This window comes from Cystobacter fuscus DSM 2262, from assembly GCF_000335475.2.
Lineage (GTDB): Bacteria > Myxococcota > Myxococcia > Myxococcales > Myxococcaceae > Cystobacter > Cystobacter fuscus.
The window spans coordinates 23758-43726 of sequence record NZ_ANAH02000023.1 but is presented as its reverse complement, the minus strand read 5'-3'; the positions used below and the strand labels follow the sequence as shown (position 1 = coordinate 43726).

General features: G+C 68.6%; 20 protein-coding genes. 16 read left to right on the top strand and 4 right to left on the bottom strand.

Features of this window, described 5'->3' with window-relative positions:
• Positions 1-3 precede the first annotated feature (3 nt).
• From gspE to gspN, 12 genes are read left to right on the top strand one after another with little or no spacing between them, the layout of a single operon-like run.
• On the top strand, positions 4-1794 hold the full coding sequence (gspE, locus tag D187_RS31635) for a type II secretion system ATPase GspE (RefSeq protein WP_002624543.1): 1791 nt from the start codon (positions 4-6) through the stop codon (positions 1792-1794).
• Positions 1795-1848: 54 nt separating this feature from the next.
• Complete coding sequence (gene gspF / locus D187_RS31630) at positions 1849-3105, top strand: type II secretion system inner membrane protein GspF (protein ID WP_002624542.1); 1257 nt, start codon at positions 1849-1851, stop codon at positions 3103-3105.
• 14 nt (positions 3106-3119) lie between these two features.
• Positions 3120-3290, top strand: a complete 171-nt coding sequence (locus D187_RS56830) for a hypothetical protein (protein ID WP_002624541.1) — start codon at positions 3120-3122, stop codon at positions 3288-3290.
• A gap of 41 nt (positions 3291-3331) precedes the next feature.
• A complete protein-coding gene (gene gspG / locus D187_RS31625; protein WP_002624540.1) occupies positions 3332-3751 on the top strand; it encodes a type II secretion system major pseudopilin GspG in 420 nt (139 codons plus the stop codon).
• Between the two features lie 27 nt (positions 3752-3778).
• On the top strand, positions 3779-4270 hold the full coding sequence (locus D187_RS31620) for a type II secretion system protein GspG (protein ID WP_002624539.1): 492 nt from the start codon (positions 3779-3781) through the stop codon (positions 4268-4270).
• The gene (locus D187_RS31615) at positions 4267-4989 is read left to right on the top strand and encodes a pilus assembly FimT family protein (RefSeq protein WP_002624538.1); all 723 of its coding nucleotides are present in this window, start codon (positions 4267-4269) and stop codon (positions 4987-4989) included. The genes D187_RS31620 and D187_RS31615 overlap by 4 nt, the downstream gene beginning before the upstream one ends.
• Positions 4986-5837, top strand: coding sequence for a prepilin-type N-terminal cleavage/methylation domain-containing protein (locus tag D187_RS31610; protein ID WP_002624537.1), 852 nt, complete (start codon positions 4986-4988; stop codon positions 5835-5837). The genes D187_RS31615 and D187_RS31610 overlap by 4 nt, the downstream gene beginning before the upstream one ends.
• A complete protein-coding gene (locus D187_RS31605; RefSeq protein WP_002624536.1) occupies positions 5834-6508 on the top strand; it encodes a PulJ/GspJ family protein in 675 nt (224 codons plus the stop codon). Before D187_RS31610 ends, D187_RS31605 begins: the two co-directional genes overlap by 4 nt.
• Positions 6509-6510: 2 nt before the next feature.
• Entirely contained in the window at positions 6511-7866 is a 1356-nt protein-coding gene (locus D187_RS31600; RefSeq protein ID WP_002624535.1) for a type II secretion system minor pseudopilin, read from the top strand.
• A gap of 2 nt (positions 7867-7868) precedes the next feature.
• Entirely contained in the window at positions 7869-9455 is a 1587-nt protein-coding gene (pilM, locus tag D187_RS31595; RefSeq protein ID WP_002624534.1) for a pilus assembly protein PilM, read from the top strand.
• 3 nt (positions 9456-9458) lie between these two features.
• Positions 9459-10019 carry a type II secretion system protein M gene (locus D187_RS31590; protein ID WP_002624533.1) on the top strand — a complete coding sequence of 187 codons (561 nt, stop codon included), beginning with the start codon at positions 9459-9461 and terminating at the stop codon, positions 10017-10019.
• Between the two features lie 2 nt (positions 10020-10021).
• Complete coding sequence (gene gspN, locus D187_RS31585; protein WP_002624532.1) at positions 10022-10999, top strand: type II secretion system protein GspN; 978 nt, start codon at positions 10022-10024, stop codon at positions 10997-10999.
• A 262-nt stretch (positions 11000-11261) separates the two neighbouring features.
• Here gspN and D187_RS31580 read toward each other — a convergent pair whose 3' ends face one another.
• Entirely contained in the window at positions 11262-11744 is a 483-nt protein-coding gene (locus tag D187_RS31580) for a MarR family winged helix-turn-helix transcriptional regulator (RefSeq protein ID WP_002624530.1), read from the bottom strand.
• 95 nt (positions 11745-11839) lie between these two features.
• Between D187_RS31580 and D187_RS31575 the strand changes: the two genes are divergently transcribed.
• From D187_RS31575 to D187_RS31565, 3 genes are all read left to right on the top strand, one after another.
• Positions 11840-13108, top strand: a complete 1269-nt coding sequence (locus D187_RS31575) for an MFS transporter (RefSeq protein WP_002624529.1) — start codon at positions 11840-11842, stop codon at positions 13106-13108.
• 136 nt (positions 13109-13244) lie between these two features.
• Entirely contained in the window at positions 13245-14879 is a 1635-nt protein-coding gene (locus D187_RS31570) for a sigma-54-dependent Fis family transcriptional regulator (RefSeq protein ID WP_002624528.1), read from the top strand.
• A 145-nt stretch (positions 14880-15024) separates the two neighbouring features.
• A complete protein-coding gene (locus tag D187_RS31565) occupies positions 15025-15534 on the top strand; it encodes an RNA polymerase sigma factor (RefSeq protein ID WP_002624527.1) in 510 nt (169 codons plus the stop codon).
• Positions 15535-15560: 26 nt separating this feature from the next.
• Here the strand turns inward: D187_RS31565 and D187_RS31560 are convergent, their stop codons facing one another.
• The 3 genes from D187_RS31560 to D187_RS31550 form a co-directional block, all read right to left on the bottom strand.
• Entirely contained in the window at positions 15561-16229 is a 669-nt protein-coding gene (locus D187_RS31560) for a DUF8685 domain-containing protein (RefSeq protein WP_002624526.1), read from the bottom strand.
• A gap of 1 nt (position 16230) precedes the next feature.
• Positions 16231-18402 carry a S46 family peptidase gene (locus D187_RS31555; protein ID WP_002624525.1) on the bottom strand — a complete coding sequence of 724 codons (2172 nt, stop codon included), beginning with the start codon at positions 18400-18402 and terminating at the stop codon, positions 16231-16233.
• Between the two features lie 80 nt (positions 18403-18482).
• Positions 18483-19142, bottom strand: a complete 660-nt coding sequence (locus D187_RS31550) for an MBL fold metallo-hydrolase (RefSeq protein WP_002624524.1) — start codon at positions 19140-19142, stop codon at positions 18483-18485.
• Positions 19143-19275: 133 nt separating this feature from the next.
• On the opposite strand from D187_RS31550, the gene D187_RS31545 reads away from it, so the two are divergent.
• The gene (locus tag D187_RS31545) at positions 19276-19953 is read left to right on the top strand and encodes a hypothetical protein (protein WP_002624523.1); all 678 of its coding nucleotides are present in this window, start codon (positions 19276-19278) and stop codon (positions 19951-19953) included.
• The last annotated feature ends 16 nt before the right edge of the window (positions 19954-19969 follow it).

Sequence of the window (19969 nt, the reverse complement as noted above, 5' to 3'; positions counted from 1 at the left end):
CCCATGAGCCTGCTCGCTGACGCCCCCCACGCCGTCCCCCAGGACGCCACCCAGGTCATCGCCCATGGCCCCGCCACCCTGTGCGGCCGGCCCCTCGGGGAGATCCTCCGCCGCACCAGCGGCCTCACGGAGGACAAGCTCCAGGAGGCGCTGCAGGCCCAGGTCGACAAGGGCGGCCGGCTGGGAGAGATCCTCGTGGGCCTCAAGGCCCTGAGCGAGGAGGACGTGGCCAAGGCGCTCGGGCTCCAGCTGGACCTGCCCTACCTGGCTCGCATCTTCATCGAGGAGATCGATCCGGAGCTCGTCAAGCGCGTGCCCATCAACTTCGCCAAGCAGGCGCGCATCCTGCCCCTGTCCGTGGAGGATGGGGCCGTGGCGCTCGCGGTGGCGGATCCCCTGGACACCACGGTGTTGGATCACGCGCGCATGCTGCTCGGCCAGGACGTGCTGCCGCGCATCGCGCTGGCCTCCACCATCGTGGACGCCATCAACAGCGTCTATGACCGCGCCACCAACGAGGCCGAGCAGCTCGTGGGCGAGCTGGAGGCGCAGGACCTGGACTCGATCGCCCAGGAGATCGACGAGGTCAAGGATCTCATCGACGTGGAGGGCGACGAGGCGCCGGTCATCCGGCTCGTCAACTCGGTGCTCTTCCGCGCCGCCAAGGAGCGCGCGAGCGACATCCACATCGAGCCCATGGAGCGCGAGCTCATGGTGCGCTTCCGCGTGGACGGCGTGCTGCAGGAGATCATCAAGCCGCCCAAGCGCTACCAGAGCGCCATCGTCAGCCGAGTGAAGGTCATGGGGCAGCTGAACATCGCGGAGAAGCGCCTGCCGCAGGACGGCCGCATCCGCATCAAGATGGCCGGCCGCGACATCGACATCCGTCTGTCCACCATCCCCACCACGTATGGCGAGCGCATCGTCATGCGCTTGCTCGACAAGAACACCACGCTGTTGGATCTGACCGAGCTGGGCATGGCCAAGAGCATGCTCGATCAGATGGAGCACCTCATCCGGCGCCCGCACGGCATCGTCCTGGTGACGGGCCCCACCGGTAGCGGCAAGACGACCACGCTCTATGGCGCGCTCTCGCGCATCAACACCCCGGACCTGAACATCCTCACCGTCGAGGACCCGGTCGAGTACCAGCTCAAGGGCATCGGCCAGATGGCCATCAGCCCGAAGATCGGCCTGACGTTCGCCCAGGGGCTGCGCTCCTTCCTGCGTCAGGACCCGGACGTCATCATGGTGGGCGAGATCCGCGACAAGGAGACGGCGGAAATCGCCATCCAGGCGTCGCTCACGGGCCACCTGGTGTTCTCCACGGTGCACACCAACGACGCGGCGAGCGCCATCACCCGTCTGGTGGACATGGGCGTGGAGCCCTTCCTCGTGGCCTCCTCGCTCACCGGCGTGCTCGCCCAGCGCTTGGTGCGCCGCGTGTGCCCGGACTGCCGCGTGCAGTACACGCCCACCGACGAGGAGCTGCGCGAGATTGGCCTCAACCGCGCGACGCTCAAGGAGCGCCACGGGGTGGAGAAGATCTACAAGGCCGCCGGGTGCACGTCCTGCAGCCAGAACGGCTACCGCGGCCGCACGGGCATCTACGAGCTGCTCTTCGTGGACGACACCGTGCGCCAGCTCGCCCTGAAGAACGTGGACTCCTCCACCATCAAGAAGGCCGCCATGGGCAATGGCATGCACACGCTGCTGGATGACGGCGCGCGCAAGATCGCCCTGGGCGAGACGACCATCGCCGAGGTGTTGAGCATCACCCAAGAGGATCTCTAAGGGACGCGCCGCGGCCCCCTCCGTGGGGCGCGCGGCCCCACCGAGTGAGCCACCATGCCAGTCTTCGAGTACAAGGCCCTCGATTCGGCCGGAAAATCCATCCGCGGGATGTTGGAAGCGGACTCCCCCAAGACCCTGCGCTCGCAGCTGCGCAAGGACAACAAGTTCCTCACCGAGGTCATCGGCCAGGCTGACGGCAACCGGGCCGCGGTGCGCAAGGGCACCAACGCGGCGCAGGCCGACCGTGAGGTGAACTTCGGCAAGATGGCGCGCGGCCGCATCAGCACCGACGACATCGCCATCACCACGCGCCAGCTCGCCACGCTGCTGGGCGCGGGAGTCACCCTGGTGGAGGCGCTCACCGCGCTCGTGGACCAGGTGGAGAAGGAGCGGTTCAAGCTCATCCTCTCCGAGGTGAAGAGCCGGGTGAACGAGGGCTCCTCGCTCGCCGACGCGCTCGCGGTGCACCAGAAGGTGTTCGGCTCGCTCTACGTGAACATGATCCGCGCTGGCGAGCACTCGGGCGCGCTCGACAAGGTGCTCCTGCGCCTGGCCGACTTCACCGAGAGCCAGTCCAAGCTGCAGCAGAAGATCGTCGGCACCATGACCTACCCGGCCATCATGGTGCTGGTGGGCGTGGGCATCCTCACCCTGCTCATGGTGGTGGTCATCCCCAAGGTGACCAAGATCTTCACCACCATGAAGGCCACCCTGCCCTGGACCACGCGCCTGCTCATCTGGACGAGCAACATGCTGCAGGACTGGTGGTTCATCATCTTCCCCGCGATCTTCGCCATCATCTTCGGCCTGACGTCCTACTTCCGCAGCCCCAAGGGCAAGCCGGTGTGGGACCGCTACGCCCTCAAGGCCCCCATCTTCGGAGGGCTGTTGCGGCTGCTGGCCATCTCCCGCTTCGCCCGCACGCTCGCCACCCTGCTCAAGAGCGGCGTGCCCCTGCTCACCGCCATGGACATCACCAAGGCGGTCATCACCAACTCGATCCTGGCCGACGTGGTGGAGAAGGCGCGCGACGCCATCCGCGAGGGCGAGAGCATCGCCACGCCCCTCAAGCGCTCGGGCGAGTTCCCGCCGCTCGTCTACCACATGGTGGCGATTGGCGAGAAATCCGGCCAGCTCGAGGACATGTTGTTGTCCGTCGCGGACAACTACGAGAACCAGGTCAACGTGCGCATCGGCGCCCTCACCTCCATGCTCGAGCCCCTGCTCACGGTGTTCATGGGCGTGATGATTGCATTCGTGGCCTTCTCGGTCCTGATGCCGATTCTCCAGGTGAACTCGGCCATCCGGTGACGGAGGTTCTCGCGATGAACGACACGCTCGACCGGTGGATCCAGCGCGTCACGCTCGCGGCGCTGCTCGCCCTCACGGCGGCGCTGCTCACGGTGGGAGCCGTGTTGTATGCCGCTCCCTCCAAGGCCGGCCCGCCGGACGCCGGCGCCCGGAGCCAGGACATTTTGACAGGAACACGGCGTTGAACCCCCCCGGGGGATTGCCGAAAAGTCACGAGAGGATGGACATGAGCGACACGAAGACGAAGCGACAGCAGCAGCGCCGCCGCCGCGGCATGACCCTCATCGAGATCATGGTGGTGATCACCATCCTCGGGCTCATCATGGCCGCGGTGGGTGTGTCCGTGATTCCCAAGCTCGAGGAGGCCAAGCAGGACACGGCCCGGCTGGACATCAAGAACATCCAGAGCGCGCTCAAGCTCTACTACACGAAGAAGGGCAAGTACCCGGACACGGGCACCGGCCTGCGCGCCCTCGTGGAGACGCAGAACCTGGACAAGATTCCCCTGGACCCGTGGGGCCACGAGTACGTGTACATGAACGAGGGCGGCAAGCCCGTGCTCATCTCCTACGGCGCCGACGGCACCCAGGGCGGAGAGGGGTCCGACGCGGACATCTCCTCGCGCGACGCCACGGCCCAGAAGTAGCAAGGAAGTCACGAGGACCCAACGCCCATGACCACCGAGCACGCCACCTCTACCCCGCGCATCGCCGAGCCGGCCGCCGCACGCCCGACGCGCACGGGGCGGCTCATCGTCGCGGGCGTCATCGTCGTGGCCTCGGCGGGGGCCTTCGGCATCGCCAGCCTCACCTTCGACAAGACGCTCAGCCCGCTGCAGCGTCAGGCGCGCGCGGAGATCCGCGGGCTGGAGGGCTACTTCAAGTCCTTCCACCGCATCACCGGGCGCTTCCCCTCGCAGGCGGAGAACTTCTATCCGCTCCTGCAGGTGGGGCTCATCAAGGAGATGCCCCAGGATCCCTGGGGCAATGTGTACCAGTACCGGATGAGCGACAGGGGCAACGGCTACATCATGTCCTATGGCGCGGACGGGGTGGCGGGCGGGAGCGGAGACGCGGCGGACCTCATCAGCGGCGGGGTGCTCGACAACGCCATGGTGGGCACCGAGCAGCAGCGAGAGCAGGCCGCGCAGGAGGAAGCACGATGAACCGCGCGCGGGCCGTGCGCCGGACCCGCGAGCGCGGGCTGACGCTCATCGAGATGTCCATCGCGCTGGGGATCGCCGCGGTGCTCTTCGCCGCCGTCACCGTGTCCGTGGGCGCCATCACCGGCGCCAAGGCCAAGGCGTCCGCGAGCGAGCTGGCCGGGGTCATCCGCTCGCTGTACGACACCGCCGCGCTCACCGGCAAGACGTGCCGGCTCGTCTTCGAGCTGGCGGATCCGAAGAGCGAGGAAGGCGTGTCGCGCTACCGCGCCGAGTGCGCCGCGGGCAACGTGACCACCGCGCGCGACCGCGACACGCTGCTGCGCGAGGACGACACCGCCCGCGAGGACGCGAAGAAGGGCCGGCCCCGGAACGATCCGCGCCGCAACTTCACCCGGGGCGACGACGACGAGCCCGGCCTGGACGAGCTGATGGCCCAGGAGCAGGACCGGGTGGAGAACGCCGCGCGCTTCTCCGAGTTCACCGGCGAGGAGATTTCTCCCCGGCAGTTACCCGCGGGGGTGAGCGTGTCCGTGTGGACGCGCCACCAGCGCGAGCCCGCGGACAAGGGCCTGGCCTACCTCTACTTCTTTCCCCAGGGCTTCACGGAGAAGGCCCAGGTGTACGTGCGCCAGGGAGAGAACGTGTGGACGCTCGCCATCTCGCCGCTGACGGGCAAGGTCAACATCGTGGGCGAGGCGCTGGAGGTTCCCCGGTCATGAGACGCACACGTGGCTTCACCCTGTTGGAGACGGTGGTGGCGCTCGCCATCCTGGCGCTCGCGCTCATGGCCATCTTCGACATCAACTCCGGAGCGGTGGCCAACCACGCCTACGCCAAGAAGCTCACCGTGGCCACGCTCCTGGCCCGCTCGAAGATGACGGACCTGGAGCAGAAGCTCTACGACGAGGGCTTCTCCAACGATGACCAGGAGGAGTCGGGCGACTTCTCGGCGGAGGGGTGGGAGGGCTTCAAGTGGCGGGCGAAGATCATCGCCCCGCAGACGGAAGGGGTGTCGCCCGAGCAGCTCATCGGCGCCATCTTCAACCTGCCCATCGGCGAGGGCGGGGACCTGAGCGGTCTGGCCTCCATGTTCGGCGGCGGGGGCACGGGCAAGGACGGCGCGAGCAGCTCCCAGACGACGGCCAACCCCATGGCGGGCGCGGCGATGGGCATGGCCCAGCCCATGTTCACGCAGATGGTGCAGCAGATCACCCAGACGGTGCGCGAGCTGCACCTCACGGTGTACTGGCGCGAGGGCACGCAGGTGGAGAGCCTGGACCTCGTCACGCACATGGTGTCGCTGGGGCCGGGCTCGGACCGCAATGGCGGCTTCCAGCCCAACAGCGGCACACAGCCGCCCGGGATGTCCGAGCAGTGGGTGGACCCGGCCACGGGCTTCGTCGTGCAGAACCCGACCCCTGGCCCCAACGGGCAGATGATCAACCCGGCCAACGGCCAGCCGCTGATGCGGCGCACCGACTTCCTCTCGCGCTCGGGGGGCCGGGGCGGACAGCCAGGCGCGGGAGGAATCGTGCCGGGTGGCCAGTTGCAAGGGAGGACGCGATGAGAAGGGCTTCCCGACGGGGCTTCACGCTGCTGGAGATCATGATCGCCGTGGCCATCACCGCGCTGATGGGCGCGATGGTGAGCATGGCCTTCCAGACGGGCTTCAACGCCAAGGAAGTGGTGGAGACGGAAGCGGACCACTACCGCATGCTGCGCGCGGCGATGAACCGCATGGCGCGGGAGATCGGCTCGGCGTACGTGAGCGACCGCTACGACGGCTCGCGCTTCCGGGACCAGAACGACCGGCCCACCAACTTCATCGGTGAGTCGGACTCGCTGACCTTCAGCACCTTCGCGCACCAGCGGCTGTACACGGACGCCAAGGAGTCGGACCAGGCCGTGGTGGAGTACTCGCTGCAGACGTCCACGGAGCGCGGGGCCAATGGCCGCATGGACTTGATGCGGCGGGAGAACCCCAACATCGGGGACCGGATGGATCGCGGCGGAACCACGGACGTGCTCTTCGAGGGGGCCAAGAAGGTGGAGTTCGAATATTGGGACTCGGAGCGCAAGGAGTGGGAGGACGAGTGGGACACCCGGCGCACGGAGAAGAAGTCCATCCTCCCCACGCGCGTGCGCATCACCCTGGTGGCGCTCGACGAGAACGGCAAGGAAGTGCGCTACTCCACCCAGACCCGTGTGATGCTCAACACGGAACTCCCCAGGTTCTGACGATGACGAGCCCCCAGAACAGCAACGCCGAGCGGACGGGAGCCCGCCGCTCCGCCCGGTCCCAGCGACGGGAGCGGGGCGTGGCGCTCATCATCGCGGTGGTGTCCATCACCCTGCTCACCGTGGTGGCCACGGAGTTCGCCTACAACACGCGCGTGGACCTGCAGCTGGCCACCAACCAGCGCGACGAGGTGCAGGCCCTGTACATGGCCCGCTCGGGCGTGGCGCTGTCGCGTCTGCTGCTGCGCTTCCAGAAGCAGGTGGACCAGACGCCCATCCCCAACATCGGCAGCATCCTCAGCAACCTCACCGGAGGAGGAGGCGCCGCGGCGCCCGGAGGGCAGCAGCCCGCGTCCTCACTCAACATCCAGCTGTGGAAGCTGGCGCGCGTGGACTGCCACATGCTCAAGGGCATGGTGGCCAGTGGCGGCGAGGGCGCCGAGGAGGAAGAGGAGGCCCCCGCCCCCACGCTCCACGAGGACGAGGAGGGAGCGGAAGGCGCCGCCGAGCTGGCCGTCACGGGCGCGCGGCGCTCCTTCGGCAGCTTCAGCGGCTGCTTCCTGTCCACCATCCAGGACGAGGAGGAGAAGCTCAACCTCTTGCGCCTCAACGCGGGCCAGGGCGATGCCCTGCCCACGGCGATGCGCCTGCTGGACATGCTCAGCGACAAGCGCTTCGAGTTCCTGTTCTCGCGCGAGGACGCCAACGGCGTGCGCGTCAATCCGCAGGACGTGGTCATCGCCATCCGCGACTGGATGGACGACAACAAGACGCAGTCCGCGCTGGATCTCGTGTCGGCCGCGGGCCCCTTCGCCGATGGCTTCTCCGACGAGGGCTCGCCCTACAGCCGCTACGAGCCGCGCTACGAACCGAAGAACTCGCGCTTCGACAGCCTGGATGAGCTGTACCGGGTGCATGGCGTGAACGACCGCTTCATGGCCGCGTTCCGGGATCGGGTCACGGTGTACCCGGACATGAATGCCAAGCCCAACGTCAACACGGATGATCCGCTGATGATGCACATGGCCATCCTGTCGGCGGCGGACCCGGCGCGGCCGGATCCCCGCTTGAAGGATCCGGTGTTCGTGCAGGAGCTCATCTCGCGCATCCGCGCGGCGCGGGCCTTCAGCTTCTTCGGCATGGGCGTGGCGGACTTCGTGACCGCCATCGAGGCCGCGGGCATCGCCGTCAATCCGAACATCAAGGCGAACGTGGCGGGCAACCGCTTCCTGAGTGACAAGACGACGACGTTCACCATCAAGTCCGTGGGTGAGGCGGGTTCGGTCCAGAAGACCCTGACCGCCGTCATCCGGCTCGACGACGGGCTGGGCAAGCTCGTCTACTGGAGAGAGGAATAGACATGGCCCGGATTCTGGGTCTGGACCTGGGCAGCCACGCGGTGAAGGGGCTGCTGTTGGATACGAGCACACGGGGCGCCGCGGCCGTGAAGGCCTTCGTCGAGGTGCGCCGCGCCGCGGAGGGCGACCGTCAGGAGACGCTGCGTCAGGCGTTGCGCGCGCTGCTCGAGCACCAGGAGCTGAGCAACCCCGACCAGGTGGTGGTGGCGCTACCCGGCCCCACCCTGGCCACCCACCAGCTCTCCCTGCCCTTCACCGATCCCAAGCGCATCGAGGCCACCATCCCCTTCGAGGTGGAGAGCCAGATTCCGTTCGATCTGGGCGAGGCCATCTACGACTACCAGATCGCCACCCAGGTGAAGGACAAGGGGAGCGAGCTGCTGGTGGGCGTGGTGCGCCGCGAGGAGCTGGCCACGCTCATGGGGCTGCTCAACGAGGTGGGGGTGGATCCACGGGTGGTGACGCACCCGGGCATCACCTACCAGAACATGCTCTTGCAGCAGGGCGTGGACGAGGAGACGGTGGCCATCGTGGACATCGGCCACGAGCGCACGACGCTGGCCATTGGCCGGCCCGGGATGGGCGTGGAGTTCGCGCGCACCTTCTCCGGAGGCGGGTTGAACCTCAGCCGCGCGCTGGCCGCCGAGTTCCAGACGCCGCTGCAGGAGGCCCACCACTGGAAGGAGACGCACGGAGCGCTGGCGAGCGCGGCCCAGGCACAGGGGCCGGACGGGGAGCGGGCCGCGGCGGCGTTCGTGCGCGGCCTGCAGCCGGTGCTGCGCGAGCTGCGTCCGTCCTTCAAGTCCTTCACCGCGCGCACGCGCCGGCAGGTGACGGCGGTGCTGGTGTGTGGAGGGACGGCGCGCATCCCCGGTATCGCCGAGCAGTTGACGCGGGATCTGGGCATTCCCGCGAAGGTGGTGACGCTGCCCCAGGAGGTCGCGTCCGCCGTGCCTCCCGGGGCTCAGCCACTGGCGGCGCAGGCCTACTCGCTCGCGCTGCGGGGCCAGGCCTCGGGCGCCAAGGCCCCGCGCTTCAACCTGCGCCGGGGTGAGTTCGCCTTCAAGGGCGACTACGACTACCTGAAGGACAAGATGGGCCTTCTGGCCTCGTTCGCCGTCACCCTGCTGCTGCTGCTCATCGCCAGCGGCGTGGTGCGCAACTCGGTGCTCGCGCGGCGCGAGGCACAGGTGGACAAGGTGCTGTGTGACGTCACCCAGCGCATCCTCGGCTCGTGCGAGAAGAACTACGACATCGCGCTCAACCGGCTCAAGGGCGTGGAGAGCCCCGCCGCGGCGCTGCCGAAGCTGTCGGCGGTGAACCTGCTGGCGGAGCTGACGCAGCGGGTGCCGGCGGACGTGGCGGTGACGTTCGACCGCATCGACATCGACCTGGAGCGCATCAGCGTGCGCGGCGTGACGGACAGCTCCAAGCAGATCGACACCATCGCCGCCGCGCTCCGGGGCCACCGCTGCTTCAAGGAAGTGAAGGAGGGCAAGGTGGAGAAGACCCGCGAGGGCAACAAGGTCTCCTTCCGCCTGGACATCCAGGTGCAGTGCGCCGAGCAACTGCAGGCGAGCGAGGGCTAGGACATGGAACAGCTCAAGACACTCCTCAACGACGCTCGCGTCTGGTTCGAGCGGCTGAGCACCCGCGAGCGCCGCATGGTGATGGCCACGGGCGGCGCGGTGGCGGCCTTCGTGGTGTTCCTCATCTTCTTCTCCTTCTCCAACACGGCCAACAGCTACCGCAAGCGCACGGATCAGAAGATGGAGAAGCTGCGCGAGGTGCAGGTGCTCGCGGCCAGCTACCGCGAGGCCGCCCAGGAGCGCCAGGCCATGGAGCAGCAGCTCACCGGCGGCGACGTGCGCCTGATGACCTACGTGGAGGAGAGGGCCACGATGGCGGGACTGACCGTGCCGAACATGACGCCCAAGAACGACGTGGCGCTGGGCGACGGGCAGATCGTCGAGAGCTCGGTGGAGCTGACGTTCACCGACGTGGACATCCAGAAGCTGCATGACTTCCTGACGGCGGTGGAGCGCGGGCCGGGCGTGGTGAAGGTGAAGAACCTGCGCCTGGAGCCCCACGACGCCAATGAAAACCTGACGGCGTGGACGACCGTCGCCACCTACAAGCTGAAGCCGCAATAACCATGGCAACCGAGACCAAGATCGCACGCTGGAAGCTGGTGCTGGGCTACGGGGCGTTCTCGCTCGTGGCCTTCGTGCTGTGCCTGCTGATCACCTTCCCCTATGACACCTTGCGCGCGCGCGCCGTGGGCGCGGCGGCGGACGCGGGGTATGCGCTGCGCATCGGCTCGCTGCGGCCCGGACTCTTCGGACTGACGGCCACCCAGGTGCGCCTGAGCAAGGTGCCCCACGGCATGACGCCCGAGTTGCAGGACATGCTGGCGAGCAACTCGGCCATGCTGCCCGGCCCCGAGGAGCTCGGCGAGCCGCTGACCATCGACTCGGTGGCGGTGCGGCCGGCGCTGTTTCCGCCCGGGGTGGCCTTCCGCGCCAGCCTGCTGGGCGGCAGCGCCAGCGGCAGCGTGGGCGGGCTGGGCGACATGAAGGTGGCGGTGAAGCTGTCGGACCTGGATCCCTCGGGCGGCAACCTCAAGGGCTTCAGCGGCGTGGATCTGGTGGGCAAGCTCAATGGCTCGCTCGACCTCACCCTGCCGAAGACCCGGGGACAGCCGGACCTGAGCCAGGCCAACGGCCAGCTGTCGCTGGACTCGCGCGGGCTCATCATCCAGGGCGGCAACGTCACCGTGCCCATGTACGGCACGCCCACGCCCATGGACCTGCCGCGCATCGCCCTGGGCGACCTCGACGCGCGCATCCGCATCGAGAAGGGCCTGGGCACCGTGGAGGCCCTTCAGACCAAGAGCGAGGACCTGGAGGTCCAGGGCTCGGGGACACTGAAGCTCGGCCAGCGGCTGGACGTGAGCCAGCCCGACATGGAAATCAAGCTCGGCGCCGAGCCGGAGTTCGTCAAGCGGCTGGGGCTCATCGGCGCGGGCCTGACCATCCTGCCCGCGGACAAGACCAACCCGAAGTTCCGCGTGGCGCACCTGTCGGGCTTCCTCAACCGGCCCACCTTCGGCCCCGCCCGCGTGCAGCGCTAGGCGCGCCGTCCACGAAGTTCCCGGTCGGCGCTCGCCGCGTCCCCGCGGCCGCCGAGGTGCACCGCCGAGGTGCTCGACGCCTCGCGGTGCCCACCCCACCCCGAAAAGTCCATCACACCGAGCCTCCCGCCCGAGCCCTCATGGCTCCGGTCAGGGGGGGCTCTCGTTCATTGCGTTGAAATACCTGCATATGCAGTTAGTATGTGGCGTACGTCGAGCCAGCGCCTGAATGACCACCGCACTCCACCCGCCAGGTGCTGGCCTACCGGAGGCGTTTCCCAGCGGCCTTCCCGGCGGTGCCCTCCCCTTCTCCCAGCGGCGTGCGGACGACGGCGGACATCATCTCGCGCAAGGCGGCGGCCCGCGTGTCGCCGAACTCCTGCTCGAACCGGGCCTGGGCCCGAAGCCAGAGCACCCGGGCCCGCTCACGGACGGACTTGCCTCGAGGCGTCAGGGCAATGACACGCATGCGGCGATCCGTGCCCACCTGGAGCTCGACGAGCCCCTCCTTGAGCAGTGGCCGGAGGTTGTGCGTGAGCGTCGAGGGATCCATGAAGAGCTGTTCCGCGAGTTGCTTCACCGTCCTCGGGCCCTGCGTGAACACGCGGTTGAGGATCGAGTACTGCGTCGTGCGAACGCCACTGGGCGCGAGCGCCTGATCGTAGAACTGGGTGACATGGCGAGACGCCTGCCGCAACGACAGGCAGTTACACGGGGTCTGGGTGAACTCTTCGTCGGGGGGCATGTCGGCGCTCCACACCGGAGTGTAGCCACTCGTGACAGCCGTTTCATGTGGAAGGAGAGGACGCGCCGCGATGCGCGCCTCGAGGAGGAATGCTCATGAATCCGCGCAAGTTGCACCATGCCTGGGTGGTGGCCGCCGCCGTGTTCGTCGTCTTGCTGTGCGCGGCCGGAGTGCGCGCGACCCCGAGCGTGTTCATCGTCCCGCTCGAGCGGGAGTTCGGCTGGAGCCGGACGCTCGTCTCCGGGGCCGTGTCCCTCAACCTCGTGCTCTACGGGCTCGTCGGGCCCTTCGCCGCCGCGATCATGCAGCGCTTTGGCATCCGCCGGACGATGCTCGTCTCGCTCGTCGTCATCGCGGTGGGAGTGGCGCTGACGAACCTCATGAATACGCCGTGGCAGCTCTTCGCGTTCTGGGGAGTGCTCGTGGGGCTGGGGACGGGGACGACCGCCATGGTGCTCGGCGCGACGGTGGTGCACCGGTGGTTCGTGGCCCGTCGCGGACTCGTCATGGGGCTGCTCACCGCCAGCACGGCGACGGGCCAGCTCATCTTCCTGCCCATCCTCGCGGCCATGGTCGAGCGCCACGGCTGGCGCAGCGTCTCGCTCGGCATCGCCGCCGTCGTCGCGCTGGTGGTGCCGCTCGTCGCGCTCGTCGTCCGGGACCGCCCCTCGGATGTGGGACTGCGGCCCTACGGCGCGCGGCCCGGCGAGGAGGAGCAGGTAGCCCCCACCACCAATCCCCTGGTGAACGCGCTCGCCACCCTGGGCCGCGCCTCCAGGAGCCGTGACTTCTGGTTGCTCGCGGGGAGCTTCTTCATCTGCGGGGCGACGACGAACGGACTGGTGGGGACGCACCTGGTGCCCGCGTGCATGGACCACGGGATTCCCGAGGTGCGCGCCGCCGGACTGCTGGCGGTGATGGGCGTCTTCGATCTCGTGGGCACGACCACGAGCGGATGGCTGTCGGACCGCTATGACAACCGGTGGCTGCTCTTCTGGTACTACGGCTTGAGAGGACTCGCGCTGCTCTACCTGCCCGCGGCGTTCGGGATGTCGTTGCTGGGGCTTCCCGTGTTCGCGGTCTTCTATGGTCTGGATTGGATCGCCACGGTGCCTCCGACCGTCCGTCTCACGACACAGACCCTGGGGTCCACGGACGGACCCATCGCTTTTGGCTGGATCGTCGCCGCGCATCAGGTGGGCGCCGGAGCCGGAGCCCTGAGCGCCGGCGTGATTCGCACGAACCTGGCGACGTACACGCCTGCCTGGGTGGTCGCCGGCGCCATCTGCATGGCCGCCGCCCTGCTCGTTCTGCGCATCGGCCGCGGCGCGCCTCGTGCATCCATGGCCGCGGAGTCCACGTGAGCGAGGGCCGCTCCGCCCCGGAAACTGACTGTTGAAGTCGGCCTGCTCGGGTCTACCTCAAAAATGGTCTTCTCCAGTTGCGAGCCCCCTCCTTCACGGGATAGGAGGAGCGCTCGATTTGTCAGCGAGGACGGCCATGCCGGAGTTGGTGTTCTTTCGTCGGGGCGAGGAGGTTCTGCGGGTTGGACTGGGACGCGAGCGCATGGTGCTCGGCCGTGGCGACAAGAGTGATGTCGTCATTCCCGATCCGGAGGTGAGCCGTCAGCAGGTGGCGCTCGTCTTCGATGGGACGCGATGCACCCTGCAGGACTTGTCGGGCAAGGGGACCCAGGTGGGTGACACCCCGGTGACCCAGGGAGAGTTGGCGGATGGGGCGGACATCTCGCTCGGCCAGTGGCGTGCCGTGTTCCGGCTCCACGGCAGCGGCGAGTCCGAGGGGCCCACCGAGGTGGGCTCGCGCACGGAGATTCAATCCAAGGACTCCGTGTCGCGCTGGCAGCCCGCCCAGGTGCGCATCAAGCAGGGCGCCAGCGAGACCGTCCACAAGCTCCAGGGCGACAGCTTCACCGTGGGCAAGGATCCCTCGTGTGACCTGGTGGTGCAGGACTCCTTCATCTCCGGCCGCCACCTCAAGGTGGTGCGCCGGGACGGCCACTTCCAGGTGGTGGATACCAACTCCACCAATGGCACCTGGTTGGGCCCGGTGCGCGTCTTCGAGGTGCAGGTGGGTCTGCCCACCACGCTGCGCCTCGGGCAGACGGAGCTGACCCTCGAGCCCGTCACCCCGGCGCGCCGCGAGCAGGCCTTCCGCGGCCTCATCGGCAACGACGCGTCCGTGCGGCAGCTCGTGGAGCTCATCCAGCGGGTGGCGCCCTCGTCCGCCGCGGTGGCCATCCTCGGCGAGTCCGGTACCGGCAAGGAGCTGGTGGCCCGGGCCCTCCACGACTGCTCCCAGCGCGCCGACAAGGCCTTCATCCCCGTCAACTGCGCGGCCATCTCCAAGGAGCTGATCGAAAGCGAGCTGTTCGGCCACGAGAAGGGCTCGTTCACCGGCGCCACCAACGCGCGCAAGGGGGCCTTCGAGGAGGCCGATGGTGGCACCCTCTTCCTGGACGAGATCGGCGAGCTGCCGCTGGACCTGCAGGCCAAGCTCCTGCGCGCGCTGGAGAGCGGGGAGATCAAGCGCGTGGGTGCCAGCCGCCCCGTCAACGTGGACGTGCGCGTGGTGGCCGCCACCAACCGGGATCTGCTGTCGGCTTCGCGCGACGGCCGCTTCCGCGAGGATCTCTACTACCGCCTGTGCGTGGTGCCCCTGCACCTGCCGCCCCTGCGCAGCCGGAAAGGCGACATCCTCGCCCTGGCCGAGCACTTCCTGCGCATGTACTCGCCCCGGGGACAGACGGTGCGCCTGACCCCGGCCACCATCGAGCGGCTCCAGCAGCACGCCTGGCCGGGCAACATCCGCGAGCTGCGCAACGTGGTGCACCGGGGCCTGTTGCTGCGCAAGGGCGCCAACATCGAGCCGAGCGACATCACCTTCGACCAGGAGGTGAATCGCGAGACGGGCGTCGCCGTGCCCGAGCTGCCTCCCGGCATGACGCTCGAGCAGATGCTGCTCAAGCTGGAGCGGCAGATCGTCGAGGCCGCCCTGCGCCGCTACAACAACAACCGCGAGCGCGTGGCGCGTGAACTCGGAGTGGCCCGCTCCACCCTCTTCAAGCGCCTCAAGGAGTGGGGCCTCACCCGGCAGGAAGAAGACCCGGAATCGTAGAAAGTTCCAGTTAGTACGGATTTCCTTCCCCTGAAGGGGAGAGGCCTCTATTCTGAGCTGTCGCGGAAAAGGCGATTAGATCCTTTTGCCGGCCCATCCGTTGCAACCTCCAGGCACTCGATGAGGGTGCCGAGGAGGCAACACCATGGATGTAGCGGTCCTCCCTTTTCCGTCATTCACCGAGTTGTACCGACAGTACCGTACACGGGCACTGGCCATCGCTCGCCGCATCGTGGGGGATGCGGATGACGCGGAAGACGTGGTCCAGGATGTCTTCATACGCCTGGCGCAGCGGCCCAGCGGCTTCGATGGCCGCGCGTCGTCGAGCACGTGGTTGCACCGGGTGATGGTGAACAGCAGCATCAACTGGCTGCGAGCCCGGCGGCGCCGCGAGCGGTTGCGGCACGAGCCCGAGGAAGCCGTCTCGCCCGAGGCGAGCGCGGTGGGCACCGAGATGCAGCGCCACTTCGAGCAGGCGCTGCGTCACGTGAGCGAACAGCAACGTCAGGTGCTGTGGCTGCGGGAGATGCGCGGCTACAGCTACCCGGAGATCGCCACCCTGCTGCGCATCCCCGAGGGCACGGTGAAGAGCGCCCTGCACCGGGGCCGCCAGCGGGCCCAGGCCGAGCTGGAAGCGCGCGGCCAGAAGCCCTGAAGCGAGGGAGCGGAGGCGGAGGAGACTCAGTCCTCCGACTTCGCCCCGACGAACTGATCGTCCTTGTCGCGGAAGAGGAGGTTGAAGCTCGTGAGCGAGCCGTAGATGCGGGTGATGTGGCCCTGCATCTCCACCTTCTCGGCGTCCGACAGCTTCGGGTGGGAGTTGAGCTTCTGCTCCATCACCCGGAGCTTGTCGCGCACCATGACGATCTTGTGGAAGAAGGTGTCGATGGGGATGTCGCGGCCCTGCAGGTCCGCCTTGCCGGGGACGAGCCGCAGGGTACCGCCCTCCCACTTGTTGGCCAGCGGGGCATCTCCACCCTCGCCCACCGCTTCCCGGATCAGCTCCATCAACTCCGCGCGCGTCATGTTCAGCTCCAGCCCTTCCAGGTCCACCACTTCGTCCGGCGAGTGCTCGCGCCGACGTACCACCGGCGCCACGTTGCGCACCGCGCGCTGGCGCCGGGCCGTCTCCGCGACGGCCGCCTGGGTGGCCACGCCGCGCGGCAGGAACTTGTTGCACACGGGCGCCGAGGGCGGAAACAGCCCACGCTCGGACTGCAACCGGCACACGCCCACCCAGCCGCGGTGATCCACCGAGTGCGCCGCCCACAGCTTGCAGTTGCCGCACACCTTCTCCCCTGGTCCGAAGACCGGAAGAGGGGGCAGCACGCTCCCGGTGCCATCCGACATATCAGCGACGCTCCTGCGCCTTGGGGCCCTTGCGCACGCCCAGCTCGCGCAACAGGGCGTCCGCGTCCTCGACTTGATCCAACAGCCACAGCACGTAGCGCACGTCCACGTTCACGTTGCGCGCCACGTCGGGATTATAGCCGAAGTCATTGGACACGTTCTCCCACACGCGGTCGAAGTTGACGCCCACGAGCTGGCCCTTGCCGTTGACGGTGGGGCTGCCCGAGTTGCCTCCGGTGGTGTCCGCGTCCGCCAGGAAGTTCACCGGCACGTCCTTGAGCCGGGGATCCAGCCACGGGCCGTACTTGCGGGCCTCGGCCGCCGCCACGACCTTGGTGGGGGCGTTGAAGGGCTCCTCGCCGGTGTTCTTCTCCAGGACGCCCGCGAGCGTGGTCTGCGGCAGGTAGAAGGCACCGTCGCGCGGCGCATAGCCCTTCACCTTGGCGAACGTCACCCGGAGCGTGCCATTGGCATCCGGCGCCACCGGCTTGCCCGCGTGGGCCAGCACCGCCCGGCGCCACTGGGGCATCAGCCGCACGCCCGCGCCCTCGCGCCGGTCGCGCAGGTCATCCAACGCCACCAGCTCGGCCGCCAGATCGAAGCCCAGCTCCAGCAGGGGATCCTTGCGCGCCCGGAGCTGGGCCTCGCTCTCGCCCGCCATCTTCTGCCGCTCGGCCAGGTCCATCACCTTCGAGCCCGCGTACAGCGCGTCGATCTTCGCGGACACGTCCTTCTCCGAGAACGCGCGGCCGAAGGCCTTGTCGATCGCCGCGATGCGCTCGCCCGCGCCCAGCGCCTGCGCCCGCCGCACCAGCGCGAGCAGCACGCGCTTGTCCGCCGGAGGGAAGAAGTTCTTCTGCTCGCGCTCCAGCCGGTCCTTCTGCCGGGGCAGCTCGCGCTCCATGAACTCGGGCTCGCGCTCGAGGTCCGGCTTCACCCGCTCCTGCGCCATGCGCACCAGCGTCGCCGCGAGGCCCGGACCCTTGGTCGAGCCCCGGAGGGCGTCGAGCAGGAAGTTGCGCTCGAAGGTCTTCGCGTCCTCGTCGCGCAGGGCCAGCAGCTCCGTGCGCGCCTGGAGCGCCGCGGCCCACTCCTCGCGCGGGCGCGCCCACTCCACCACCGCCGCCTCGGCCTCGCGCTGCTTCTCCACGAGGTGGCCCCGCTTGAGCCCCGCGAGCTGTCCCCCCGCGTTCTTGTAGCGGTTGTGGAGGCTCTTGAGGTTGGAGGCCACGGCGATCTTCCCCGAGGGATCCTTCTCGCCCTGCTCCTCGAGGATGCGGATGAGCTCGCCGTACACGTCGATGACGCGCGGGTAGTAGCGCGACTGGCGATCGGCCATCTCGTCGGCGAGCATGGCGCGGAAGGTGATGCCCGGGTAGCCCAGCACCATCACGAAGTCGTCGGGCTTGACGCCCTCGGGGGCCAGCGGGAAGAAGAACTCCGCCTTGTAGGGCACGTTCTGGGCGCTGAACGGGGCCGCCGCGCCATCCGGGGCCACATAGGCGCGCAGGATGGAGAAGTCCCCGGTGTGGCGCGGCCACATCCAGTTGTCCTCCTCGCCGCCGTACTCACCCACCGAGCGCGGGGGCGCGTACACCAGGCGCACGTCGGCCAGCTCCACCGAGTCGAGCAGGGTGAATTGCAGTCCGCCCTCGAAGCGGGCCACCTTGCAGCGCGTGGCGGGGCGCTTCTCGCACTCGGCGACCAGCTCCTTCTCCTTGCGCTCCAGCGCCTTCTGCCGCGCGAGATCATCCGCCCCGGCGGGCACCGCCTCGAGCATCTGCTTCGTCACGTCCGTGAAGGCCCGGGGCACCTGGATGCGCGCGCCCTTGCCCGGCAGCTCCTCCTCGCGCGTCCGGGCCAGGAAGCCCTGGGTGAGCAGATCACGCTGGGGCGTGCTGTGCTCCTGGATGATGGAGAAGGCGCAGTGGTGGTTGGTGATGACCAGACCCGCCTCGGAGATGAAGGCCCCCGAGCACCCGCCCACGTTCACCGTGCCCGCCAGCAGGCCGGTGCCCCGCTTGGGATCCCACAGCTTCTGGGGCGGGAGCTGGAGGCCCTGCTTCTTGAGCGCGGCCGCGTCGAGTTGAAGAACCTGCTGGGGGGTCCACTTGCCCTCTCCAGCCAGGGCCGGAGCGGACAGGAGCGATAGGAACAGGAGCGCCTTCTTCATGGGGCTCCTTCCCTATCGCTTCTTCCGCCCGCTGGCGATCGTTTCGGCCCGCCCCCGGGGAGCGTGAAAGGCCCCCTGGCTCACCGCCGGGGGCGCATCCGGTAGGCCACGAAGGAGGCCACGTCGGGGAAGGCGAAGTAGGGGTTGTGCTGACGCACCTCGCCAAGGGACGCCACCGGCACGTTCGCGTAGTCGTGCCCGGGAAGCAGCCGGGTGGTGTCCGGCACCTTGGAGAGCACCTGGGACAGCGAGCGGTACATGGCCTCGGGATCGCCGCCGCGCATGTCACACCGGCCACACCCATTGATGAAGACGGTATCCCCCGACACCAGCGCGTCCTGGGCGAGCAGGCAGTGCGAGCCCGGCGTATGTCCCGGGGTGTGCAGCGCCTGGAAGGTCCTCCCCCCGACGACCAGCTGCGCGCCCGGCTCCAGCGGCCGCAGCGCGCCCGGCACCAGGCCGCGCAGGTCCGCGGAGAAATCCACCTCCTCGCGCTGGGCGTACACCGGCACGTCATGGCGCGAGAGCAGCTCCGGCAGGCCGTTGGTGTGGTCGCCGTGGCAGTGCGACACGAAGGCGCCCACCAGGCGCTTGCCGTCTTCCTCGAGGGCCTTCTCGATGGCGGGCACGTCCCAGGCCGCGTCCACCACCAACACCTCGTCGGAGTCCTTCGGCCCCACGAGGTAGACGAAGTTGTCCATGGCTCCGAGCTTCAACTGGCGCGTGTACAGCGCGTGCATTGGCATCCTCCTGGTGTCCGGCTCGCGGTTATGCCCCACCCGAAGGCGGGAGGTCGCGCTTGAGACGCAACACCCGTTCGCATTTGAATGTGTCCCCCCGTGACGACCCCGAGGAGGTCATCCCTTGAGACGAATGCTGCCGACCCTGGCCCTCGCCCTGTTCTCCATGAGCGCTGGAGCCAAGGACCGCGTGACCTTCCGCCACACGCCCCTGCCCGGGGATGAGCGCCCCGTGATCACCGAGGCCGTCGTGGGCCCGCAGGGCAACGACTTCGCGCTGCGGTTGACCTTCAACAAGCCCCCCTTCGGCGCGGAGTGCGGCACGCGCTGCGCCAACGCCACCCTGCTGATCGATACGGATGCCACGGCCGGCACGGGCTTGAAGCTCGAGGGCAAGCAGGCCGAGAACGGCGCGGACCTGGCCATCATCATCCAGGGCGCGAGAGATCTCTCCGGCGCGAGCGGGGACAGCTACCTGCGCGTGAAGGTCCGGCGGTTGTCGAACGAGGCGAAGACCGTGGACGAGGGAGAGCTCATCGCCGAGATCGATCACCGCAAGGATCCCGACCGCATCCACGTCGAGGGCAGCACGGTCTTCCTGCTCATCGACGCGAGCGGCGACCTGCCCTCGGGCCGCAAGGCCCGCATCGTCTACCACCCCCCCGGCAACAAGGCACTCCAGGCCTCGCTCGCCGGCATGGCCGGTAGCTCGAGCCAGGGCAAGGTGATGATCTTCCGCCGCGGAAGCTGGGGCAAGGCGCCCCAGGGAGGCACGCGCGTCTCGCCCGAGCCCCAAGCCGAGCCCAGGTAGCACGGCCGCCCCTCGT